Below are 21,225 nucleotides of genomic sequence, written 5' to 3' on the forward strand. Positions count from 1 at the left end.
ACCCAGAGGGCGGCACTTCGGTGCCGCCCTTTTTCCTGTTTACGGAGGCCGATATGGCAACGGAAATGAAGCGCATCATTGCGCACTGGACGGGCGGCGCTAATCGCGCTTCCTCGCTCGACCGAGAGCACTACCACAAGATCGTCGAAATCGACGGAACGGTGGTCACTGGAAACGAGACCATTGCCGACAACATTGTCACGTCCGATGGCGATTACGCGGCTCACACGCTGCACCTGAACACCGGCAGCATTGGTGTTGCGGTCTGCGGCATGGCTGGCGCTGTGGAAAGCCCGCTGTCCTGTGGCGACCACCCCATCACCGAGACGCAGTTCGATGCCTTCTGCGAAACGATTGCGCGCCTCTGTCTGGACTACGACATTGAGGTCACGCCCCAGACGGTCCTGACCCATGCCGAGGTCGAGACCAATCTCGGCGTGAAGCAGCGGGGGAAGTGGGACATTACCGTGCTGCCGTGGCGCTCCGATCTGCGCGGTGCACGGGTCTGCGGCGACTACATGCGCGAGAAGGTCAAGCAGACGCTCGGCGCACGTCCGCAGCGTCAGGCTGACCCGCGTCCGATCCTCCGCACCGGCGATCAGGGCATTGCAGTTGCAGAGCTTCAGCACGACCTCGAACAGCTCCGCTACTTCGTCGGCCGCGTCGACGGGATCTTCGGCCCGCGTACCCGCGACATGGTGCTGGCTTTCCAAGCCGATCACGGCCTGCCCACCACGGGTGTGGCCGACCATGCTACGCGGCAGGCGCTCGATCACGCTGCTCCTCGCCCCGAGCGGGACGTGTCGCAGGAGGAAATCGACCAGAAGTCCGGCACCTGTCAGGACGCCCGCGTTACCGAGGCGGTCGGCGGTGTCGTCGGTGTCGGAGGCCCCGCTGTAATCGCCACACAGATCGACGACGTAAGCGCATCCATCGACACCGCATCCAACACCATGACGGGCCTGAGCGGGGCGCTCTCGCGCGCCTCCGAGCTGGTGACTGCGAACTGGCCCGCGCTGCTCCTGATCGGCGGCTGTGTCGCGGTCTGGTTCATCCTCCGCGCCAATGCTCGTCAGACCCGCGCCCGTCGCCTTCGCGATGCGCGTGAAGGCCGGAACCTGGCACGATGATGGGGGTGATCGTTGCCCGCATCTTCGGATCGCGGCTGGGCCGCTCCGTTACCCTCCTCCTCGGCCTCGTGGTCGCGGTGTTGGGCTACGGCGCGAAAGAGAAACTGAACGGGCGGCGCGAGGAACAGATGCGCCGCCGTATTCGTGACCTCGAACGCATGAAAGGAATGCAAGATGCGGGGAAAGCTGTGGATCGTTCTCGGGCTGGCATTGATGGCCGGCTGCGAGATGGTCGGTTCTGAAAAACCTATCGGCACGGCCTCGGTCGTGACCTCTGAGCCGTGGAAAATTGTCGACTATGACCCTGCGTTTCAGATCGCGGTGGCCGACGAGCTAATGGGGCTGCCGGAGGGCAGCCCCATTGCTGTGATGATCGCTGATTATGCTGTGCTGCGCGCTGAGCTGCGTGGCGATGCTGACTGATGATCACGCTGGCGTTCTATAAGGATGACAGTCGGTGGCTGGATAAGATTATCCAGCTCGCCACCGGCGGTCCCTATAGCCATGTCGAAATGATAGCAGGACCGGCGGAGGTGGACGAGTGCCACCTCTGCCTATCCTCGTCATGGCGGGATGGTGGGGTAAGGTCGAAGTATATCCGCCTGCGCAGTGAGGCGTGGGACGTGGTTCAGCTTCCCGTTCCCGCAGAATGCACGAGTTTCATTGAGACCCGATTGGGCCTCAAATACGACGTCGCGGGCGTACTTTTATCGCGCGTCTGTCCTTTGGACATTTTCGGTCCGAACCGCTGGTTCTGTAGCGAGATCATCGCTGCTGCGCTTGGCATGTCTCGGTACCACGCAATCAGCCCGAACGGGCTGTATGACATTGTGACCTATGACCCGTGATGGGTTGATGCCCCCGCTTTCGAGCGGGGGCTTTTTTGCGTTTCTGGGTCAGCGATACGCGCCGCATGTGAACAGTCCGGTAGGAACATTTGTGCCCGAGGCAGAGAACGAACCCACGGGGAGGTCATCCCATCTTCCGTCCGGCAATTTGCCGTGGTCGTAGTGCGCCGTGGCTGGCAGCACCGAAACCAGCCTGCCGGATGGTTTGAGGAACTTTCGGGCGTGGGCCAAGTGTTTGAGGTAGTGCTGACCATAGAACGGGGGATTCATCAGCACGAAGTCGTAGATCGGGTCGGGGTGAACCTTCAGGAAATTGGCGACCTGAACCGCATAGCCCTTCTGGCGGCACACCATCGCCCGCGCCTCGAAATACTCGATGCCGTCGACGATCACCTCGCAGGACCGCATCCGGGTTTCCTTCTGCATCGCGAGAAAGCTGTGCAGCGCGTCGATCAGGTGGCCCTCGCCGCAGCTCGGTTCGAGTAGGCGCACCGTTCCTTGGTGTGGCAGGTCTAGACGAGACACGGCTTTCATGGCGGCCTCCTGAGGTGTCCAGTAGAATTGCAGGTCCGTGGAGACTTCGCGCGAGCCTTCTGGTTTCATCCCCTCCGGTGCAGGGGCGTCCGGCAGCACTTGGCCGTAATACTCGGCCAGCGCCTCATTGATCTGACGCTGGGCGGTGCGGTCGAAGAGGATGTGCATATTCCCGTTTTTGAATCCGCGACATGTGCAGCCGAATATCACCGCTTCCTCGTCTGATTTTGCAAGCGCCAACAGCGCGGCCTTTTCCTTGTACTCCAGCTTTGGCTGATCGTTCAGGCGCGCCATCGCGTCGATAACGTTCCAGAACTGACCCGCGCGCCAACGGTCCTCGACATAGGCAGTGCACGCGCCGGAAATCACCATCCGTTTCGGCAATCCCTTCACCCCGATCGCCACCTTGCTGTGAGACTTGTAGGCCGGATCGAGGTCGGTGAATGCCTCGGCTACACCGCGCAGCATCTGAGCCCGCTCGTTGATGAGGAAGTCACCGAACAGCTCGACGATCTTTTCCTTCGTGAACTCGGGCGGGTTTTCGAGCATCCGGTCGAACTTGTCTTTGTCCTTGGCGGTGCAGCGGTCCCAGATTTTCAGATACGACATGGTGTACCGCCAAGCCGAAAGCAGCAGGGCGGCATTGGCTTGGCGCGCCTCGTATTGCGAGAGGAGGCTTGCTGCCGTCCAACTCCCTGACTGTCCGCTGACCTGCACCGCCTCGTTCATCCGCTTGGCGGCTGCGTTGTAGGTGTCGAACTCCTCGGATAACGCCAGCAACTTGGCGTCGTACTCCGCGACAATCTCTGAGGGCATTTTCTGGGGCGCAGGGACGCTATGTTGGTTCATTCTGGTCTCCGTACTAGGGAAAAAGAAAGCCCCGCCTGAGCGGGGCTGTTTTCGGGGTCTGAGGGGATCAGATGAACGCTGCTTCTTCGCCGGAGCAGAACTGCCAGTACATTTCCAAGCCGTGAACCATTCGCGTCAGAACCTTGCTGCGCGCAGTCTCTTCGAGGCCGATCCAGACCAAGCCGATTTTCTCGTCCTCGGTCATGAAGGCATCGTCGGCGTAGAAGTCGTCCTCGTCGTCGTGGTCGATAGGCTCGATGCTCAACGAGGTCATGTGATCAAGGTCGAGCGTGCTCTCCAGAGCAGCACCTACATCGGGGATGAGGGAAAAGTGCTCGGCCATCTTCACGGTGACTGTCTCGAAATCGTCCAGACCGATGATGGTGCTGAGGTTGATCGGGGCGGGGGTTGCAGCGACTGCGTTCATCAAAATCTCCAATAGCAACTGAGGAAAGCTCCTCTGAAATTGGAAATTAAGGTGTGATTCCCGCCCTGTAAACACTTCTGTTGGATTTTTTCCAACTATTTACTGAGGCGCGATCACATCCAGCCAGGGCCAGTCCGCCCATTTGTCCCCGATGGCGCGGAGGTGGCTATATCGCTGGAGCGATTGCCACGACTTGTGACCCGTCACCATGGCGATCTGCGGCACCGTTCTCCCCATCTCGGCCAGACGTGAGGCGCACTCGTGTCGTAGGGAGTGGAAAACCAGCTCTTCGTCATCCCCAAGGCCCAGCGCCTTCTTCGCGCGGGTGAACCGCGCCGACATGCTCTCCGTGTTGAAAGGGAATATGCGCTCGTCGTCACGCGGCATAGCGGCGATGATGCGCTGCGCCTCGGGTAGCAGCTCACACCACACGTCGTTGCCGAGCTTCTGGCCGGGATGTTTCATGTCTCGGACCAAAACCCGATCACCATCAAGGTCGGACCACCTGATGCGGCAAATCTCGTCGATGCGCCGCGCGCTGAATAGCCCGAACGCGGCCAGCTTCGACATTGGCGCCGACTGGGGATAGGCTCTCTCGCTGGCGTGGAAATGGTTCATGAACAGATCCATTTCCTCGACCGTGATCCGGCGCTCACGGGTGCCGCTCTTGCCGACCAGTTTCAGCGACTTCGCGGCCTCCATTCCATCCTGAAACTGGTTGCGGTCGAACTCGAAACCCCACGCGGATCGCGACACGCGGATCACGGCCCCGAGGTGGCTCAGGTAATTCTGGACCGTCTGTGGTGATCTCATTTCGCCGTGCTTGTAGTTCCGGTCCAGCTTCACGCCGTCTCCGTTCCGCAGGGATCGAGCCAAAGACACGACCTGCTGACTGTTGAAGTCGCCCGCGGGCATGTCGGCCACGGGTAGGGTGCGAAGCGTCCGCAACACCTGCGCCTTGGTGTCACCCATCTGGCCGGTCATGAACTCGGTGTAGAGGTCGATCGCCTCTCCAATGGTGCGACCCCCAGACTTGGACCGCGCCGCGCTCAGCCCCTCGTCGGTCGCCGTTTCCTTTTCGAGCTTCTTTATCCACCGCTTTGCCATGGCCTTCGAATTGAATGTCTGGCTTTTCCGAAAGACGATCCTGCCACCTTTCTTTCGCGTAACCTGAGCGGTATAGCTAACCGACCCGTCAGCACGGGTCCGTTCCATGATATTTCCCATATCGAGTCCAACAAAAGCAAAACCAAGTCCAACATTGTTGGACCGAGGGCGAAAAATAGTCAAGAAACCGCCGAAAAAGGTGGTGAATAGTGAAGGTGGATACTGATGCAACCAACTGATGATGCTCGGAAAACCCTTGTTTCTAAGGCCGCTCGGCTTTCTTTGGCTCCGATGATGGACTGGACCGACCGTCATTGCCGTTATTTCCACCGGCTGCTGAGCAAAGAGGCGTTGCTTTACACAGAAATGGTGACCTCGCCCGCTGTGGTTCACGGGAAGCGCGATCAGTTGCTGGCGTTCAACGATGCCGAGCATCCCGTTGCGGTTCAGCTAGGCGGATCGGACCCAAAAGAGCTGGCAGAGGCGACGCGGATTTCGGCGGAGTATGGCTACGACGAGGTTAATCTGAACTGTGGTTGTCCGTCGGACCGCGTGCAGTCGGGTGCTTTCGGCGCTGTTCTGATGAAATCGCCTGATCTGGTCGCGGCGTGTGTGGCCGAGATGATCGCCGCGTCTCCCGTTGAGGTCACTGTGAAGTGCCGCATCGGTGTGGACGATCAGGAACCGCATGAGGTGCTGCCTGACTTCATCGAAAAGGTCAGCGTCGCTGGTGTCCGCCGGTTCACCATTCACGCGCGGAAGGCTTGGCTGCAAGGGCTGTCGCCCAAGGAAAACAGGGACATCCCGCCGCTCGATTATCCTCTTATCCACCAGATAAAACAGACGTGGCCGGACCTCCATATCTCGATCAACGGCGGCATTGCCACGCTGGACGAGGCGGAAAAGCATCTGGCAGACGGACTTGATGGAGTGATGATCGGGCGCGCGGCCTATCACAATCCGGCCGATGTGCTGTGCGAAGCGGATCGGCGCATCTACGGCACGGGGGAGCATACCGACGCGGCGCAGGCTGTGCGTGATATGCTGCCTTACATCGAAAACCACCTGTCGCAGGGCGGGCGTCTGCACCAGATTACGCGCCACATGCTCGGCGCGTTTGCAGGCCGTCCCGGTGCGCGGGCGTGGCGGCGCAAACTGTCGGAGGAAGCCAATCGCGATGGCGCGGGGCCGGAGCTTGTCTTGGCCGCGCTTTCGGAAGTAACTGGCGTTGCCGAATAATTTCTGACCGAACTGGAGAGTGCCCGTGTCCGATCCGACGACTTTGATCATGGCGGCCGCGCTGCTCGCGGTTATCGGGGCCTTTGCGGGCGTGCTCGCGGGATTGCTCGGCGTCGGGGGCGGGATCGTGCTCGTGCCGGCGTTCTATTACACCTTCAATGCGCTCGGTTACGGGTCAGAGCAGCTCATGCAGGTCTGCCTCGCGACCTCGTTGGCGACCATCATTGTGACCTCTGCGCGGTCGGTGCTGAGCCACCACCGCAAAGGCGCGGTCGAATGGCCGATCTTACGCCAGATGGCGCTGGGCATCGTGATTGGCGCGATCATCGGCGTGTTCGTTGCGTCGCAATTGCGGACCCGTGAGCTTCAGCTGATCTTTGGCGGTCTGGCGACGTTCATTGGCCTTTATATGGCGTTCGGGCGCAATGACTGGCAGATCGGTGACACGATGCCGAAGGGACCCGTGGGCTTCATTTTCTCGCCTCTGATCGGGTTCCTGTCGGTCCTCATGGGTATCGGTGGCGGAAGCTTTGGTGTGCCGACGATGACTCTGTTCGGCGTGCCGATCCACCGTGCGGTAGCGACGGCTGCGGGCTTTGGATTTGTCATCGCGGTACCGAGTGTGATCGGATTTATGTTTGTCGATATGCCCAATGCACCGCCGTATTCGATCGGCGCAGTGAACATTCCGGCATTCCTCGTGGTGATCGCGATGACGACGCTGACTGCTCCGCTGGGCGCGAAGCTGGCGCACATGACGGACCCGAAACGGCTCAAGCGCATCTTTGGTGTGTTCCTGATCCTTGTGGCGCTCAACATGCTGCGGAAGGCGCTGGGCGCATGATCGAGGGCGGTTTCATCCAGTTCGAGGCGACACCCGAAACGACGGCTTGGGCCAAGGCGGCGAAAGTCGAGGCGGACAAGGTGCTCGCCGATCCCGCAATGCAGGCCAAGTGGTTGCGTCATGGCAAAACGTGGTTCGTGGGCGTTGATGCGCTGCCCAATGACGAGCAGGGCGCGATCAATGGCGTCCCTCTTCGCGGTCCGTGGGAGGGCATGATCCCCGGTCTGCCGCTGCATCCCGCGCAGCTATCGGTGGTCTACGACGGTTACCCGAAAAAGGACGAGGGCGAGAGCGACAAGGCCCACCAGTTCCGCCTGAAGCGCGACGCTGCCCATTTTGACGGTTTGCTGGCCGAGGGACCGCAAAAGCGTCGCTTTATGAAAGAGCCGCACGCCTACATCCTCGGGATCGCGCTGACCGATGCGGAGGCTTGTCCGCTCGTGGTCTGGCCGGGATCGGAAGAGATCATGCGCGAGGCGTTCACAGTGGCCTTTGCAGGAATGCCGGCCGCGATGTGGTCCGACATCGACGTGACCGAGATCTATAGTGATGCGCGGAACGAAGTGTTCGAGTGTTGCGAGCGTGTGGAGTTGCCGATGAAGGCGGGGCAGGCGGTGCTACTCGACCGTTTCGTCATTCACGGCACCGCGCCTCAGGGCAAATCGAAGCCGCCGAAGGACGGACGTCAGATCGCGTTCTTCCGACCGCAGATGGCGTCGATCCGCGACTGGCTCAGAGACTGAGACGGGCAGCGCGGCCACCGCGGCGCTGCTTGAGTTCCTGGTTGCGCTGCGGGAGTTCGTTCATGATCTCGCGGCGCTTTTCGGGCGTGTAGCGGCTCCAGTTACCGATCTCTTCCATCGTGCGCTTGCAGCCGACGCAGGTTTTCGTTTCCGGATGGATCGAGCACAGCTTCACGCAAGGGCTTTCGATCTCGGCCCGTTTCCAGATGTGGTCGGTGTTGTGCGGCTTGTTCACTCAGCTCTCCAGAAAACGCAAACGGTCCAGCATTCCCTGCAAGATAAAGCCCGCAGCGACGTGGTCGATCACCTCTCCGCGACGCTTTCGTGACGTATCCGCCTCCAAGAGCGCTCTTTCGGCGGCAACGGTGGAAAGCCGCTCATCCCAGAAGGTGATCGGGATGTCGGTCAGTTTCTCAAGGTTGCGGGCGAATGCACGGGTCGACTGGACGCGCGGGCCCTCTGAACCGTCCATGTTCAGCGGCAGGCCGAGCACGATACCGGCGAGGTTGCGCGCCTTGATGATCTCAAGGAGCCGCTGTGCATCCAGCGTGAACTTCTTGCGCTTGATCGTCTCCAGCGGGGTCGCGACAGAGCGCATCCCGTCCGACACCGCAACACCGATGGTCACGGTGCCAAGGTCGAGGCCGCAGATCGCGCGGAACGGGGGCAGGGCAGTCGCGAATTCTGCCGTGTCGTTGAGGATCATTCTGCGACACCTGCGGAAATGGCTGCATTGCGGATTTGGGCGAGGGCGTCGTCGCGGCCAGCAAAGACCTGCTGCGCTTCGCCCCAGATAGCTGCGGCGCGGTCGGTCTGGCCAAGAACGCCGAGCGCGCTGATAAGCTGCGCCCATTCCGCAGCAGAGCCGCCTTCGGTCGCCAGTCGCTCGGACAGGCCGTCGACCATGCCTTGGATCATCGCGGCTTGGCTTTCGGCGTCCATTCCGGCGGCGTCGTTGATCTGGTCCTGAGTCGGTCCACGCAGCGACGGCAGTTCGTAATCGGCGCCCGCGAGTTGCGCCGCTTCCATGATCTGGGAGCGTGCCCATTCGACGTAGGGCGCGTCAGAGCCGCTCTCCACGACTTCGCGCCACAAGCGGAAGGCGAGGTCGGGGCGGTCAGTCTGGCCGTAGAGCAGGCCGAAATAATAACGGGCAGCGATGTCGTCGGGGTCGCGGTCAACAAGGGTGCGCAGGACTGTCTCTGCCTCGGGCGAGACGAAACCGTTTGCCGCGCCGACCATCAGATCGGCCAGCGTGGTCAGCTCGCCTTGGGTTGCATCGGCGCCCTTGCGGGTGACGAGCTCCTGCTGGGCGACACGGGCGGCGACATAGTTGCCAAGGGCGGCTTCGTGGCGGGCGAGAAGCGCCCAGCCTTGCAGGTCGTCGGGGCGGGTCGGCACGATCTCGCGAAGCTGCGCGACCATGTCGATGTAATCCTGAGGGGCCTCAACCGGCGGAAAAGCGGACTGATCGATGAGGCTTTCGGCCTCTTCCTGACTGATGCGGTTCTCGCGCATCTCTCGGCCGAACTCGATCCGGGCCTTCTGCGGCATGTCGGGATACCCCGGCGCGCCGAGCGACCAGTAACCGTAGGCGGTGCCGGCAATCAGCAACCCGAAGGCGATAACCGACATAACAATGGCCGGAGTACGCGGCGCTTTGGGCGTGGCGCTCTGTTCGGCCTGATCGGCGGCAAGCAAGCGGCGGGCGATCTCTGTGCGGGTGCGCTCTGCCTCTTCGGCATTCAGGACACCGCGGGCAAGGTCGCGCTCAACCTCTGCGAGCTGGTCCTTGTAGATCGTCATGTCGTTGCGGTCTTCTTGGACCGCGGGCGCGCTGCGCCACAGAGGCAGGAGCAGCATAATCGCGACAACTGCCGCAATCGCGACTACAATGATCCAGAACAGCATGGTGCCTCCGATTTCCCTTGCCCCTCATTAGCGGGGGTCAGACCTATGTAAAAGAGGGAGAGCAAGGATGCACCCTTTGCTCCTGCGACAAGCTGTCCTCCACCTATGTCGCAAAGATGCAATATTACGGCGCCTCCAGTCGCCATTTTGTAACGGGTTCAGTCCACTTACGGGGCAATGGGACGCCCATGACTAACACTAGGGATTCGGTGCCGATGAAACGTTATTCCGTCTTTGCGGTCGCCCGAGAGGGCCTGCGCTATCACACGGGTTGGGGACGCGCATGGCGATCGCCAGCGCCGAAAAAGAAATACGATGTCATCATCGTCGGTGCCGGTGGGCACGGGCTCGCGACAGCGTACTACTTGGGTAAAAATTACGGCATCACCAATGTCGCAATTATCGAAAAGGGCTGGCTCGGCGGTGGTAACACCGGTCGTAACACGACCATCATCCGCTCGAACTACCTTCAGGACCCGTCTGCTGCGATCTACGACAAGGCGCTGAGCCTGTACGAGAACCTGTCGCAGGACCTGAACTACAACATCATGTTCAGCCCGCGCGGTCTCATCATGCTGGCCCAGACCCATCACGAGGTCCGCGGCTACAAGCGTACCGTTCGCGCCAACGAACTTCAGGGCGTGTCGACCAAGTGGATCAATGCCGAGCAGGTCAAAGAGCTCTGCCCGATCATCAACATCGATGGTCCGCGCTATCCGGTCATGGGTGGCCTCTATCAGGAACGCGGCGGCACCGCCCGTCACGACGCTGTGGCTTGGGGCTATGCCCGCGCTTGTTCCGACATGGGCATGGACATCATCCAGAAGTGCGAAGTCACCGACGTGCGCCGTGAAAACGGCAAGGTAGTTGGCGTTTCGACCACCAAGGGCGACATCGATTGCGACAAGCTCGGTATGGTCGTTGCTGGTCACACGTCGGTTCTGGCTGAAAAGGCTGGCTTCCGTCTGCCGATCGAATCCGTTGCGCTTCAGGCGCTCGTGTCCGAGCCGATCAAGCCGTGCATGGACGTTGTCGTCATGGCGAACACCGTCCACGGCTACCTGTCCCAGTCGGACAAGGGCGAGATGGTCATCGGTGGCGGCACCGACAGCTTTAACAACTACACTCAGCGTGGCTCTTTCCACCACGCAGAGGAAACCGTCCGCGCACTGGTCGAAACCTTCCCGATGATCTCGCGTCTGAAGATGCTGCGTCAATGGGGCGGTATCGTCGACATGACCGGTGACCGTTCGCCGATCATCTCCAAGACGCCGGTCGACGGCATCTTCGTCAACTGCGGCTGGGGTACCGGCGGCTTCAAGGCGATCCCGGGATCGGGTTGGGCGATGGCCGAACTGATGGCCAAGGGTCACAGCCCGCTGGCCGAAGAATTCGATATGTACCGCTTCCGCGAAGGCAAGTTCATCGACGAGTCGGTGGCTGCCGGGGTTGCACACTAATGCGAACGTTCGACCGTTTTCTCTTCATTGCCTACATGTTTGGCTACGGTTGCTTTTTAGGTGCGGGTCACGTTTATCGCGACCTAGATTTCTTCAACGTGGCCGGGACGCTTCTTATCGGCTTCGCTACTTTGTACGGCCTCATGCTGAACCGCCGCGCTGTGGTCGGCGAGGAAGATACCACGCCGACCAATCAATCTAGGCTGATTATTCTACAATTCGTCCTGATTGCGATCGGTACCGCAACGCTCGTGATCCCTCCTCTGGTTTACGGCTAAATAAGGTCAACAACATGCTCATCCTGCATTGCCCCTATTGCGGCATCGATGCCGAAGAAACCGAACTGGCCGCTGGCGGCGAGGCGCACCTGAAGCGTGCGACTGTCGGCGACAGCGACGCTGCCTTCGAAGAATACCTGTTCATGCGCGAGAACAAGAAAGGCGTTCATCTCGAACGCTGGCGCCATGCCTACGGCTGCGGCAAGTGGTTCCTTGCCGCCCGTGATACCGCCACGCTCGAAGTCTTCGGGACCTATCCGGCCCAGACCCAAGAGCCTCCGCAAGAAGTCAAAGACGCCATCCGCGCCAAACACCCCGGCTGGGCTTGGAAGGAAAACGCATGAGCACTCGTCTCTCCACCGGTGGTCGCCTGATCAACCGTAACAAGCCGGTCGAATTCCAGTTCAACGGCAAGCGCCTGAAGGGCTACGAGGGCGACACGCTCGCGTCGGCTCTGCTGGCCAACGACCAGATGATGGTCGGCCGCTCGTTCAAATACCACCGTCCGCGCGGCGTTGTCGCGTCGGGTGCGGAAGAGCCGAACGCGCTGATGAACCTGAACTCGGGCGGTCGTTTCGAGCCGAACCAGCGTGCCACCACGCAGGAAGTCTACGACGGTCTGACCTCGACCTCGCAGAACCACTGGCCGAGCCTCGAATTCGACATCGGCGCGATCAACCAGCTGTTCGCACGCTGGCTGCCCGCCGGTTTCTATTACAAGATGTTCATCCACCCGCGCGCTTTCTGGAAGCACGTCTATGAACCCTTCATCCGCCAGTCGGCCGGTCTGGGTCAGGTGCCGCAGGAAAAGGACGCGGACGTCTACGAACACTTCTACTTCTTCTGTGACGTTATGGTTGTGGGCGGCGGTGTCGCCGGTCTGACCGCTGCGATGGAAGCTGCGAAGTCGGGCAAGAAAGTGCTCGTGGTCGAACAGACCGCAGCATGGGGCGGCCGCGCTGTCGTTGACGGCGGCCTGATCGACGGCGAGAGCACCGAGGCATGGATCAACCAGACCCTCGCCAAGCTCGCCGATATGCCGAACGTCACCCTGCGTGATCGCACGATGGCTTCGGGCGTCTATGACCACGGCTACGTGCTGGCCTACGAGCGTCTGACTGACCACCTCGCTGACAAGTCCGGTGCCCGTCACCGCCTGTGGCGCATCCGCGCCGGTCAGATCGTCACTGCAACCGGTGCTATCGAACGTCCGCTGTCGTTCGCCGGCAACGACATTCCTGGCGTTCTGCTGGCTGCTGCCGTTCGCGACTACGTCGTGAACTGGGGCGTGTCTGTTGGCGACCGCACCGTTGTTGTCACCAACAACGACGACGCCTACCGCACTGCGCTCGCGCTCAAAAAAGCCGGTCTGTCGGTGCCCGCAATCGTCGACGCCCGCGAAGGCGGTGCAGGCGCGATTGGCGCCGAAGCCGAAGCTGCTGGCATCCGTGTCCTCAAGGGCAAGGGCATTGCCAAGGTCAAAGGCGGTAAGCGCGTCACCGGCGTCGCGATCTGCTCGCAGGCTGGCGAAGGCGCTGTCCTCGAAGAGATCGCGTGTGAATGCGTTGCGATGTCGGGCGGCTGGTCGCCTGTCGTGCACCTCTGGTCGCACTGCGGTGGCAAGCTGGTCTGGGACGACGCCAAAGTCATGTTCCGCCCCGACGTCGACAAGGGCCCGACGGGCGCTGACGGCAAACCGTTCGTCATCGCTGCCGGTTCGGCAAACGGCTACCTCGGCATGGCCGAAGGTCTGGCTGACGCTGCTGCCGCTGGCCGCGCTGCTGCGGGCGTCAAAGGCGAGGGTGCTCCCTCCGCCACCGACGCTGCCGAAAAGGCCGTCGCTCCTGTCTGGCTCATGCCGCAGGGCGCAGGTCCGAAGAAGCGCATGAAGGCGTGGCTCGACTACCAGAACGACGTGAAGGTGTCGGACGTCATGCTCGCCGCTCAGGAAGGCTACGAGTCCGTCGAACACACCAAGCGTTACACCACGCTGGGTATGGCGACTGACCAAGGCAAACTGTCGAACATCAACGGTCTGGCCATCCTGTCGAAATCGCTCGACGCGCCGATCCCTGCTGTCGGCACCACCACGTTCCGTCCGCCGTATACCCCGATCTCGATGGGCTCCATCGGCGGTTCGGCACGCGGCGATCTGTTCCAGCCGCTGCGTCGCACTCCGATGCACGACTGGCACGACGGCAACGGTGTGGATTGGGAGCCCGTCGGTCACTGGCGCCGTGGCTATGCCTTTGTTCGCAATGGCGAAAAGGTCCACGATGCGGTCAACCGCGAGATCCTGAACGTGCGTGAGAACGTCGGTCTGCTCGACGCTTCGACCCTCGGCAAGATCATTGTCAAAGGTCCGGACGCGGGCAAGTTCCTCGACATGCTCTACACGAACATGATGAGCACCCTGCCGATCGGTAAGTGCCGCTACGGTCTGATGTGCAACGAGAACGGCTTCCTCTCGGACGACGGCGTTGTCGTGCGTCTGAACGAGGACACCTGGCTCTGCCACACCACCACCGGCGGTGCGGATCGTATCCACGGCTGGATGGAAGACTGGCTCCAGTGCGAATGGTGGGATTGGAAGGTTTACACCGCCAACATCACCGAACAACTGGCGCAGGTTGCCGTTGCCGGTCCGAAGGCGCGCAAGCTGCTGGAAAGCTTCGGCGGCGACATGGATCTGTCCAAGGAAGCCTTCCCGTTCATGGAATGGCGCGAAGGCAAGCTGGGTGAGTTCGACGCACGCATCTACCGTATCTCGTTCTCGGGCGAGCTGTCCTACGAAGTCGCGGTTCCTGCATCGCAGGGTGCGGCCTTCTGGAACGCGCTGCTGGAAAAGGGCCAAGAGTTCGGCGTCATGCCGTACGGTACCGAAGCCATGCACATCATGCGTGCCGAGAAGGGCTTCATCATGATCGGCGACGAAACCGACGGCACGATCATTCCGCAGGACCTCAACCTTCAGTGGGCGCTGTCCAAGAAGAAAGAGGACTACCTCGGCAAGCGTGCGCAGGAACGTTCGCATATGGCCGACCCGAAGCGCTGGAAGCTCGTCGGTGTCGAAACGGTCGACGGTTCGGTCATTCCGGACGGCTCGCACGCTCCGGCTCCGGGCACAAACGCCAACGGTCAGCGCAACACGCAGGGCCGTATCACGTCGACCTACTACTCGCCGACGCTCAAGAAGGGCATCGCGATGGCTCTGGTCGCAAACGGTCCGGACCGCATGGGTGAAACCATCGAGTTCCAGGATGAAAACGGCGGCCTGATCAAAGCCAAGATCGTCGATCCGTGTTTCTACGATAAGGACGGGGAAAAGCAGAATGTCTAATGCAGTCAGCGCTCTGAACGGCAAAGTTGCTACCGCGAACGGCGTGACCGTCCGTGATTGCGGCCTGCAGGGAATGATCTCCATGCGCGGCACGTTCGAGGATGAGAACTTCTTTACCGTCCTGTCGCACATCATCGGGCTGGAAATTCCCGACGTGCGCACGATCGTATCGAATGGCGACCGCAGCGTGGCGTGGATGTCTCCGGACGAACTGCTCGTTCTGGTGCCCTATGCCGACGTAAACGGTATCGTGGCCCAGATCGAAGAGGCGCTTCAGGGCAGCCACTTCCTCGCGGTCAACGTATCGGACGCCCGCAGCCTGATCGCCGTCGAAGGCGAGGGCGCAGCAGAAGTCATCGCCAAGAACGTGCCTGTCGACCTGTCGGCTGGTGCCTTTGGCGAAGGCATGGTGCGCCGCACCCGTATGGCGCAGGTTGCTGCGGCTGTCTGGTGCGACGGTACCAACAGCTACAAGGTCATCTGCTTCCGTTCGGTATCGACCTATGTGTTCGACCTGCTCGCGCAGTCAGCCAAGGACGGTCTGGTCGGCGCTCTCTGATCCGACCAAAGTATGAGATGGGAAACGGTCGCTTCGGCGGCCGCTTTCTTTTTCTGATGGTAATTGTCGGGTACGCGCTCTGGTGCACCCACTCTGTCCGCATAGACACACGGTCTTGAGGTGCATTCGGGGTTGACGTGGGATGCCGTTGCGCTTTGTTACAAGGCAGCGAACACAAATCTTTAAAGAGGATTAGATCAATGGCTTTTGAACTTCCCGATCTTCCGTACGCCCACGACGCACTCGCTTCGAAGGGCATGTCCAAAGAGACCCTCGAGTATCACCACGACCTGCACCACAACGCCTATGTCACCAACGGCAACAAGGCGATTGAAGGCACCGAGTGGGAAGGCAAGTCGCTCGAAGAGATCATCAAGGGCACCTACCAGCAGGGCGCAGTTGCCCAGAACGGTATCTTCAATAACATCTCGCAGCTCTGGAACCACAACCAGTTCTGGGAAATGATGACCCCGAACGACAGCAAGATGCCGGGCGAGCTGGAAAAGGCTCTGACCGAGTCCTTCGGTTCGGTCGACAAGTTCAAGGACGAGTTCTCGGCCGCTGGCGCAGGTCAGTTCGGTTCGGGCTGGGCTTGGCTCGTGAAGGACGCTGACGGCTCGCTCAAGGTCACCAAGACCGAGAACGGCGTCAACCCGCTGTGCTTCAACCAGACCGCTCTGCTCGGTTGCGACGTGTGGGAACACTCCTACTACATCGACTACCGCAACAAGCGTCCGGCCTACCTGACCAACTTCCTCGACAACCTGGTCAACTGGGAGAACGTCGCTTCGCGCATGTAATCGCTGCGAATGCCGATACGAAAAGCCGCCTTCGGGCGGCTTTTCTGTTTTTCAGGGGGGCGCATCGGGATAGCGCGGCCATATCCGCTAAACGATCCTATCATCCGACCGTTGTGACTTTGGAGAGATCACTCCCAAGGCTGCGCGTATGTCCCGACTGTTTCGTCACATCACCCTGAACTGGAGCACGTTCTGGCGGCATATGCTGCTGGGAGGGCTTCCGCTTGTATTCGGCATCATTGTCGCGCTGTCCTATTCGGGCATTCGCTACAAGGAAGTGGCCGATGTTCAGGGCCTTGAAGAAATGCTCGAAACGGTCACGGTCGTGAATGCGGTCGTCCATGCAATGCAGGCGGAGCGCGGACGATCCGCTAGCTTCCTCGCGAGCGGCGGACACAGTGGCCGCGACGAATTGATCGCACAGCGCGCTGTCGTGGATGAAAAAATCGAGGCGTGGCAGGCGTTTGAGCTTGGCGCAGTGCCGCCGCTCTTTGCGGCTTACTACGACGAAGTGAAAGCCGTCGACGAGGAAGTCGCCCGCATCCGCAGCAAGGTTGATGGCAAGATCATCACCGGTCCCGAAATGGTCGAGGTCTACAAGGACATCATCGCGCGGCTCCAGCATCTGTCGGACCTGATGGCGCAGCTGACGCAAGAGCCATCGCTCGCCGTCTATCTTGACGGCTACAACGCGCTCCTCCGCGCCAAGGAGCAGACCGGACTGCAACGGGCGATTGACACGCGCATTGCCACGCAGCTGTCCTTTACTAATTCGGACTATGATCTGTTCATCATCCATCGGACGCTGTTCCAAGCCTATTTGGATCAGTACAACCAGATCTCCGACCCGTTGGTGCAGAAGTCCTATGAGGACTTCATAAACTCGCCAGAAAACCTCGCGGTTCTCGAAATTCAGGAACAGGCCAAGCGCTACACGTTTAACCTCACCCCAGCCGAGGTGTTTGCCCTTCACACCAAACGCGTGAACCTGCTGTTCGATGCGGAGCGTCAGCTTTGGGACATCATCATGAAGAAAGAGGCCGCGCTGTCGGTCGCGGCTTGGCGCTCTCTGATCCTGACTGTCATGGGCGGGCTGTTGTGCATCATGCTGTCGGCTTTGATCATCTACGGGTTCACCAAGTTCAATTCCGAGGTGATGGGAGAGATCGTCGGCGCAGCGGTCAATATGACCGAAGGTGACTACGACGTTGAACTTCCCAAGCCGGGCACCAACGGCATATCGACACTGATTTCGACGCTCGTCGTTTTTCGCGACACGATTAAAAAGAACCGCGACGAGGCTCTGGCGCGTCAAGCGGCGCGCCAGCGTGAATTGGAAGCCATCAAAATTCGCGCCGAGAATGGCCGCTCCCGTTCGGACCGGATCAGCCGCGATATCGAACACACTGCCCAATCGACTGAGGAACTGGCCCAGTCGGTAAACAGCGCGCTGAAATCGACCGAAACCGCGAATATCCGCGTCGGCGAAATGCGCGATATGGCTTACGAGGGCACACACATCACCCAGAACGCCATCGAGGCGATGGACCGTATCCGCAAGGCGTCGGACAAGATTACATCGATTATCAAGATCATCGACGAGATCGCGTTCCAGACCAACCTTCTGGCCCTTAACGCCCGTGTCGAAGCGGCAAGGGCAGGGCCTGCAGGGCGCGGTTTTGCCGTGGTTGCGACCGAAGTGCAGCAGCTCGCCGCCCGCTCTGCACGTGCGGCGGGTGACGTCTCCGAACTGATTGAGGAAGCCGCGAAAGAGATCAGTGATGGTGTCGTTATCGTGGAGCAAAGCGGCTCCGCCCTCGATGAATTGGCGGCCGGTGCGGGAGAGATCGCGGCACTGGTTGAATCGCTGACCTCCGTCAGCCGCCAGCAGTCGGCAACGCTCAATGAAATCAACGACGCGACCATGCGGCTTGAAACCGAGATGCGCAGCCTGTCACGCGAATTGACCAGCGAAGACAGCGCGGAGGACGACCCGATCGACCTCACACCCGCGAACGATTGGCCGGACGATGCTGCACATGCACAGTTCGCATAACTGACCAAGGGCGCCCATGTGGCGCCCTTTCTTCTTTCAATTCAAAGGTTTTGTGATTGCCCGCCGGTGGAACGGATACGGGTTTTTGCGCGTTGGTTTCTCAAATGAAAGGAGGCTCATTATGGCCGAACGCTATAGATCCCAAGATGGTCGCAGCGAGACCGAAGAGCTGATCGGTGATGTCGAGGAAGCACCCTCCAAAGCCGGTCGCGAAGGCGGAAACCTTCAACGCAAAGTTGGCACCCGTGACGAAGAGAAAGCGGTAGAGCAGGGACGTCCCACGACGACCCGTGTCCGCAAATCCGACGAAATCGAAACCGGTAACGAGGAAAAATAAGATGGCTGTACTGACACAAGGCACCTGGGTCGTCGTTGCCGATGGTGAAAAGGCGCTTTTCCTTCGTAACGATATGGATGCGCACAACCCCAATCTGAACGTGGTCAGCATCGACGAGCAGGAAAACCCGTCGGACTACGAACAGTCGGCCAACCGCCCCGGCCGTATGAACGACAACGGTCCGGGCCAAAAGTCGGCTCTTGATGACACGGACTGGCACCAGCTTGCCAAGGATCGCTTCGCTTCGGACATTGCCGACAAGCTTTACAAGCTGGCGCACAAAGGCAAATTCGACCGTCTGGTGCTCGTCGCATCGCCGAATACGCTCGGTGAGGTGCGCAAGTCGCTCCACAAAGAGGTGAGCGACAAGATCGTTGCAGAACTGGACAAGGATCTGACAAATCACCCGCTCGATAAGCTGGAGCAGATGCTCCACAAAGAGCTGGACGGTGACACGGTCCACTAAATGAAAAGAGCGCCTCGCGGCGCTCTTTTTCTTAGGTGAAGGCGGTCTCTAAGATCGCTTCGGCCTCTTCAACCGTCGTGGCCACGCTGATGAAATCCTTCAGCGACGCATCCGCGAAACCTTCGCTGATGAAATGGTCGATGAGCGCGATAAGCGGCTGCCAGTAGCCTTCGACATCCAGCAGGACGATGTGCTTCTGGTGCAGACCGAGTTGCCGCCATGTTAGTGCTTCAAAGAACTCGTCCAGCGATCCGCCGCCGCCCGGCAGCATCAGCACCGCGTCGGCGTTCATGAACATGACCTTCTTCCGCTCGTGCATCGTTTCGGTCACGATGTAGCTGTCGAGGTCGCTCTTGCCGACTTCCCAACGCACCAGATGTTCGGGGATGACACCGAAGGTCTTGCCGCCTGCCAGTTGGGTAAAGCGCGCAACCGTCCCCATCAGACCCACATCACCAGCACCGTAAACGAGTCGCCAATCGCGCTTTGCGAGCATCTGACCTGTCTGTTCGGCGGCCAGATTATACTCAGGGCGCTTTCCGCTGCGCGATCCGCAGTACACACATACCGATTTCATCGCAGGGTCTCACATATTTGTTATGGTAGTCTTTGACCCTGAATAGACCCGTTGATAATGTCCGACAACAGATTTTGCCGCTCTGCGGCAATTGCGCAGGGAAGGGACAAACTTGTCGCAAGATCAAAGTACAACAGGCCGCAGCGGCCTGATGACAACCGTTGCCGTCGGGGCGGTCGTGGTTGTCGGCATTCTGGGCGCAATTTTTCTGGCACCGGGAGAGGACACTCCCGAACCGCAAGACCAGGTTGCCGTTGCACAGACGGATACCGAAGAACCTGCGGAGGTTGTAGCGGAACCTGAGGCTGTGCCGGCAGATGAGCCGGAAGTTGCCGAAGAGCCTGCGGTCGAGCAGCCGCCCGTCGTGGACGCTGCGCCTGTGGTGGATGACGAGCCCGCGCCCGAGCCTGAAGCAGTTGATGAGCCGGAAGAGCCTGTTGCCGCTCCGGTCGAAACCGATACCGCCGAGGCTCCCGCAATTGCCGCACCGACCATCGAAGATGTGCGTATCGAGGCCGACGGCATGGGCACCATTGCGGGCCGTTTCACTGCCGGCGGCCGTGTGGATGTGATGCTGGACGATGTGATCCTGCAATCGCTTGAAACCGATGGTGACGGCAGTTTCTTTGCGTTCTTCACGCTTGAACCGTCCGATCAGCCGCGCCAGCTGTACCTCGTGGCCGATCCCGAAGGCGAAGCGATCGTTTCCGAGGAAACGGTGCTCATCGGTGCGGACGTGGTCAAGCGCCCGGAGACTGCTGACGAAACCGCTGAGCCCGCGGAAGAGCAGCAACTCGCACTAGCTGAGGTTAATACGGACCAACCCGAGCGCCCTGCAACGCCGGAGACCGAAACTCCGGTTGAACTTGCGAGTGACGAACCCGCTGCGGAAGAGCCTGTAGAGATTGCGGCTGTTGAAGAAGAACCGATCGAAGAGGCTGCCGAGCCTGCCGAGGCCACCCAAGCCGAAGAGCCTGTGACCGAAGAAAGCACCGAGGTGACCGAAGTCAGCGCTGATGAACCGGCAGCTCCGGCAAACGAAGCGACTGAGGTCGCCGAAGCCTCTGAACCTGCGGTAACCGAAGAACAGCCGACCGCAGAGCTTGCGGAGGAACAGTCTACCGAGCTCACCGGCGTTGAAGAGGTCGAGGACACGACCTCCGACACCGTTCTGCTGGCCGACAACGACGGCGTTCGCGTGGTGCAGTCGGGTGACGAGGAGCGCTCGCCTTCGGTGACCGTCGACACCATCACCTACAACGATGAAGGCAACGTCAGCGTTTCGGGCCGTGCGTCGGGGCAGGCAGGTAATGTACAGCTGTACCTCGACAACAGCCCGCTCGTGTCCGCTCCGATCGAGCAGACTGGCGACTGGCGCACCGACCTGCCTGAAGTCGAAACGGGCGTCTACACGCTCCGCGCGGACGAAACCGACGAGGCTGGCGAGGTCGTCAGCCGTATCGAAACCCCGTTCAAGCGCGAAGACCCTACCGATATCGCCACCGCGATTGGAGTGGACCAATCCGACGACGGCATCTCGGTCAAAGTCGTACAGCCGGGCAACTCGCTTTGGCGGATCGCCCGTGCGGCCTATGGCGACGGCGTGAAATACGTCTACGTTTTCGAGGCGAACAAAGACCTGATCCGCGATCCGGATCTGATCTACCCCGGTCAGGTGTTCGTCCTGCCGGAACTCGAACAAGAGTAAGTCTGGTCTTCC

At 60.4% G+C, this 21,225-nt stretch carries 24 protein-coding genes; 17 read left to right on the plus strand and 7 right to left on the minus strand.

The window, feature by feature from the left end; translation table 11 throughout:
* The first annotated feature begins 53 nt into the window (after positions 1-53).
* Genes IF204_RS03420 through IF204_RS03435 form a run of 4 tightly spaced genes read left to right on the plus strand, consistent with a single transcriptional unit; the run spans position 54 to position 1,978 of the window.
* Positions 54-1,130 carry a peptidoglycan recognition protein family protein gene (locus IF204_RS03420; RefSeq protein WP_194094681.1) on the plus strand — a complete coding sequence of 359 codons (1,077 nt, stop codon included), beginning with the start codon at positions 54-56 and terminating at the stop codon, positions 1,128-1,130.
* Positions 1,127-1,372: a hypothetical protein gene (locus tag IF204_RS03425; RefSeq protein WP_194094683.1), complete on the plus strand. Its 246-nt coding sequence runs from the start codon at positions 1,127-1,129 to the stop codon at positions 1,370-1,372. The genes IF204_RS03420 and IF204_RS03425 overlap by 4 nt, the downstream gene beginning before the upstream one ends.
* Positions 1,305-1,553 (plus strand): hypothetical protein, encoded by a 249-nt coding sequence (locus IF204_RS03430; protein WP_194098258.1) that lies wholly within the window; start codon positions 1,305-1,307, stop codon positions 1,551-1,553. The genes IF204_RS03425 and IF204_RS03430 overlap by 68 nt, the downstream gene beginning before the upstream one ends.
* Positions 1,553-1,978, plus strand: coding sequence for a hypothetical protein (locus tag IF204_RS03435; protein ID WP_194094685.1), 426 nt, complete (start codon positions 1,553-1,555; stop codon positions 1,976-1,978). Before IF204_RS03430 ends, IF204_RS03435 begins: the two co-directional genes overlap by 1 nt.
* 48 nt (positions 1,979-2,026) lie before the next feature.
* Here IF204_RS03435 and IF204_RS03440 read toward each other — a convergent pair whose 3' ends face one another.
* The 3 genes from IF204_RS03440 to IF204_RS03450 form a co-directional block, all read right to left on the minus strand.
* Positions 2,027-3,361 (minus strand): class I SAM-dependent methyltransferase, encoded by a 1,335-nt coding sequence (locus IF204_RS03440; RefSeq protein ID WP_194094687.1) that lies wholly within the window; start codon positions 3,359-3,361, stop codon positions 2,027-2,029.
* 67 nt (positions 3,362-3,428) lie between these two features.
* The gene (locus tag IF204_RS03445; protein ID WP_194094689.1) at positions 3,429-3,788 is read right to left on the minus strand and encodes a hypothetical protein; all 360 of its coding nucleotides are present in this window, start codon (positions 3,786-3,788) and stop codon (positions 3,429-3,431) included.
* Positions 3,789-3,887: 99 nt separating this feature from the next.
* Positions 3,888-5,003 (minus strand): tyrosine-type recombinase/integrase, encoded by a 1,116-nt coding sequence (locus IF204_RS03450; RefSeq protein ID WP_194094691.1) that lies wholly within the window; start codon positions 5,001-5,003, stop codon positions 3,888-3,890.
* Between the two features lie 117 nt (positions 5,004-5,120).
* On the opposite strand from IF204_RS03450, the gene dusA reads away from it, so the two are divergent.
* The 3 genes from dusA to IF204_RS03465 are packed head-to-tail and all read left to right on the plus strand — an operon-like array spanning position 5,121 to position 7,721.
* Positions 5,121-6,134 carry a tRNA dihydrouridine(20/20a) synthase DusA gene (gene dusA, locus IF204_RS03455; RefSeq protein ID WP_194094693.1) on the plus strand — a complete coding sequence of 338 codons (1,014 nt, stop codon included), beginning with the start codon at positions 5,121-5,123 and terminating at the stop codon, positions 6,132-6,134.
* 25 nt (positions 6,135-6,159) lie between these two features.
* Positions 6,160-6,978 (plus strand): sulfite exporter TauE/SafE family protein, encoded by an 819-nt coding sequence (locus tag IF204_RS03460; RefSeq protein ID WP_407658883.1) that lies wholly within the window; start codon positions 6,160-6,162, stop codon positions 6,976-6,978.
* The gene (locus tag IF204_RS03465; protein ID WP_194094695.1) at positions 6,975-7,721 is read left to right on the plus strand and encodes a phytanoyl-CoA dioxygenase family protein; all 747 of its coding nucleotides are present in this window, start codon (positions 6,975-6,977) and stop codon (positions 7,719-7,721) included. The genes IF204_RS03460 and IF204_RS03465 overlap by 4 nt, the downstream gene beginning before the upstream one ends.
* Here IF204_RS03465 and IF204_RS03470 read toward each other — a convergent pair.
* Genes IF204_RS03470 through ccmI form a run of 3 tightly spaced genes read right to left on the minus strand, consistent with a single transcriptional unit; the run spans position 7,711 to position 9,632 of the window.
* The gene (locus IF204_RS03470; RefSeq protein WP_194094697.1) at positions 7,711-7,956 is read right to left on the minus strand and encodes a DUF1289 domain-containing protein; all 246 of its coding nucleotides are present in this window, start codon (positions 7,954-7,956) and stop codon (positions 7,711-7,713) included. The two genes, IF204_RS03465 and IF204_RS03470, sit on opposite strands and share 11 nt — an antisense overlap.
* Positions 7,957-8,427: a Holliday junction resolvase RuvX gene (gene ruvX / locus IF204_RS03475; protein ID WP_194094699.1), complete on the minus strand. Its 471-nt coding sequence runs from the start codon at positions 8,425-8,427 to the stop codon at positions 7,957-7,959.
* Positions 8,424-9,632 (minus strand): c-type cytochrome biogenesis protein CcmI, encoded by a 1,209-nt coding sequence (gene ccmI, locus IF204_RS03480; protein WP_194094701.1) that lies wholly within the window; start codon positions 9,630-9,632, stop codon positions 8,424-8,426. Before ccmI ends, ruvX begins: the two co-directional genes overlap by 4 nt.
* A gap of 215 nt (positions 9,633-9,847) precedes the next feature.
* On the opposite strand from ccmI, the gene IF204_RS03485 reads away from it, so the two are divergent.
* The 9 genes from IF204_RS03485 (at position 9,848) to IF204_RS03525 (ending at position 18,928) form a co-directional block, all read left to right on the plus strand.
* Entirely contained in the window at positions 9,848-11,092 is a 1,245-nt protein-coding gene (locus tag IF204_RS03485; protein WP_194094703.1) for a sarcosine oxidase subunit beta family protein, read from the plus strand.
* Positions 11,092-11,370 (plus strand): hypothetical protein, encoded by a 279-nt coding sequence (locus IF204_RS03490; protein ID WP_194094704.1) that lies wholly within the window; start codon positions 11,092-11,094, stop codon positions 11,368-11,370. Before IF204_RS03485 ends, IF204_RS03490 begins: the two co-directional genes overlap by 1 nt.
* A gap of 14 nt (positions 11,371-11,384) precedes the next feature.
* Positions 11,385-11,714, plus strand: a complete 330-nt coding sequence (locus tag IF204_RS03495) for a sarcosine oxidase subunit delta (protein ID WP_194094706.1) — start codon at positions 11,385-11,387, stop codon at positions 11,712-11,714.
* Complete coding sequence (locus tag IF204_RS03500) at positions 11,711-14,710, plus strand: sarcosine oxidase subunit alpha family protein (RefSeq protein ID WP_194094708.1); 3,000 nt, start codon at positions 11,711-11,713, stop codon at positions 14,708-14,710. The genes IF204_RS03495 and IF204_RS03500 overlap by 4 nt, the downstream gene beginning before the upstream one ends.
* A complete protein-coding gene (locus IF204_RS03505; RefSeq protein WP_194094710.1) occupies positions 14,703-15,269 on the plus strand; it encodes a sarcosine oxidase subunit gamma in 567 nt (188 codons plus the stop codon). Before IF204_RS03500 ends, IF204_RS03505 begins: the two co-directional genes overlap by 8 nt.
* 200 nt (positions 15,270-15,469) lie before the next feature.
* Positions 15,470-16,069 carry a superoxide dismutase gene (locus IF204_RS03510; RefSeq protein WP_167638443.1) on the plus strand — a complete coding sequence of 200 codons (600 nt, stop codon included), beginning with the start codon at positions 15,470-15,472 and terminating at the stop codon, positions 16,067-16,069.
* A gap of 148 nt (positions 16,070-16,217) precedes the next feature.
* The gene (locus IF204_RS03515) at positions 16,218-18,125 is read left to right on the plus strand and encodes a methyl-accepting chemotaxis protein (protein WP_194094712.1); all 1,908 of its coding nucleotides are present in this window, start codon (positions 16,218-16,220) and stop codon (positions 18,123-18,125) included.
* Positions 18,126-18,246: 121 nt separating this feature from the next.
* Positions 18,247-18,462 carry a hypothetical protein gene (locus IF204_RS03520; RefSeq protein WP_167638445.1) on the plus strand — a complete coding sequence of 72 codons (216 nt, stop codon included), beginning with the start codon at positions 18,247-18,249 and terminating at the stop codon, positions 18,460-18,462.
* Position 18,463: 1 nt separating this feature from the next.
* Positions 18,464-18,928 carry a host attachment family protein gene (locus IF204_RS03525; RefSeq protein WP_194094714.1) on the plus strand — a complete coding sequence of 155 codons (465 nt, stop codon included), beginning with the start codon at positions 18,464-18,466 and terminating at the stop codon, positions 18,926-18,928.
* 31 nt (positions 18,929-18,959) lie between these two features.
* Here the strand turns inward: IF204_RS03525 and IF204_RS03530 are convergent, their stop codons facing one another.
* A complete protein-coding gene (locus IF204_RS03530; protein WP_194094716.1) occupies positions 18,960-19,505 on the minus strand; it encodes an LOG family protein in 546 nt (181 codons plus the stop codon).
* Positions 19,506-19,656: 151 nt separating this feature from the next.
* On the opposite strand from IF204_RS03530, the gene IF204_RS03535 reads away from it, so the two are divergent.
* Positions 19,657-21,213 (plus strand): LysM peptidoglycan-binding domain-containing protein, encoded by a 1,557-nt coding sequence (locus IF204_RS03535; RefSeq protein WP_194094718.1) that lies wholly within the window; start codon positions 19,657-19,659, stop codon positions 21,211-21,213.
* Positions 21,214-21,225 lie beyond the last annotated feature (12 nt).

Origin of the sequence: Marivivens aquimaris, from assembly GCF_015220045.1 — a bacterium.
Taxonomy (GTDB): Bacteria; Pseudomonadota; Alphaproteobacteria; order Rhodobacterales; family Rhodobacteraceae; genus Marivivens; species Marivivens aquimaris.

Bases quoted from the DNA above. Each gene is read 5' to 3' on its own strand.
- IF204_RS03420 (WP_194094681.1), top strand. From the start codon at position 54: ATGGCAACGGAAATGAAGCGCATCATTGCGCACTGGACGGGCGGCGCT.
- IF204_RS03425 (WP_194094683.1), top strand. From the start codon at position 1,127: ATGATGGGGGTGATCGTTGCCCGCATCTTCGGATCGCGGCTGGGCCGC.
- IF204_RS03430 (WP_194098258.1), top strand. From the start codon at position 1,305: ATGCGGGGAAAGCTGTGGATCGTTCTCGGGCTGGCATTGATGGCCGGC.
- IF204_RS03435 (WP_194094685.1), top strand. From the start codon at position 1,553: ATGATCACGCTGGCGTTCTATAAGGATGACAGTCGGTGGCTGGATAAG.
- IF204_RS03440 (WP_194094687.1), bottom strand. From the start codon at position 3,361: ATGAACCAACATAGCGTCCCTGCGCCCCAGAAAATGCCCTCAGAGATT.
- IF204_RS03445 (WP_194094689.1), bottom strand. From the start codon at position 3,788: ATGAACGCAGTCGCTGCAACCCCCGCCCCGATCAACCTCAGCACCATC.
- IF204_RS03450 (WP_194094691.1), bottom strand. From the start codon at position 5,003: ATGGAACGGACCCGTGCTGACGGGTCGGTTAGCTATACCGCTCAGGTT.
- dusA (WP_194094693.1), top strand. From the start codon at position 5,121: ATGCAACCAACTGATGATGCTCGGAAAACCCTTGTTTCTAAGGCCGCT.
- IF204_RS03465 (WP_194094695.1), top strand. From the start codon at position 6,975: ATGATCGAGGGCGGTTTCATCCAGTTCGAGGCGACACCCGAAACGACG.
- ruvX (WP_194094699.1), bottom strand. From the start codon at position 8,427: ATGATCCTCAACGACACGGCAGAATTCGCGACTGCCCTGCCCCCGTTC.
- ccmI (WP_194094701.1), bottom strand. From the start codon at position 9,632: ATGCTGTTCTGGATCATTGTAGTCGCGATTGCGGCAGTTGTCGCGATT.
- IF204_RS03485 (WP_194094703.1), top strand. From the start codon at position 9,848: ATGAAACGTTATTCCGTCTTTGCGGTCGCCCGAGAGGGCCTGCGCTAT.
- IF204_RS03490 (WP_194094704.1), top strand. From the start codon at position 11,092: ATGCGAACGTTCGACCGTTTTCTCTTCATTGCCTACATGTTTGGCTAC.
- IF204_RS03495 (WP_194094706.1), top strand. From the start codon at position 11,385: ATGCTCATCCTGCATTGCCCCTATTGCGGCATCGATGCCGAAGAAACC.
- IF204_RS03500 (WP_194094708.1), top strand. From the start codon at position 11,711: ATGAGCACTCGTCTCTCCACCGGTGGTCGCCTGATCAACCGTAACAAG.
- IF204_RS03505 (WP_194094710.1), top strand. From the start codon at position 14,703: ATGTCTAATGCAGTCAGCGCTCTGAACGGCAAAGTTGCTACCGCGAAC.
- IF204_RS03510 (WP_167638443.1), top strand. From the start codon at position 15,470: ATGGCTTTTGAACTTCCCGATCTTCCGTACGCCCACGACGCACTCGCT.
- IF204_RS03515 (WP_194094712.1), top strand. From the start codon at position 16,218: ATGTCCCGACTGTTTCGTCACATCACCCTGAACTGGAGCACGTTCTGG.
- IF204_RS03520 (WP_167638445.1), top strand. From the start codon at position 18,247: ATGGCCGAACGCTATAGATCCCAAGATGGTCGCAGCGAGACCGAAGAG.
- IF204_RS03525 (WP_194094714.1), top strand. From the start codon at position 18,464: ATGGCTGTACTGACACAAGGCACCTGGGTCGTCGTTGCCGATGGTGAA.
- IF204_RS03530 (WP_194094716.1), bottom strand. From the start codon at position 19,505: ATGAAATCGGTATGTGTGTACTGCGGATCGCGCAGCGGAAAGCGCCCT.
- IF204_RS03535 (WP_194094718.1), top strand. From the start codon at position 19,657: ATGACAACCGTTGCCGTCGGGGCGGTCGTGGTTGTCGGCATTCTGGGC.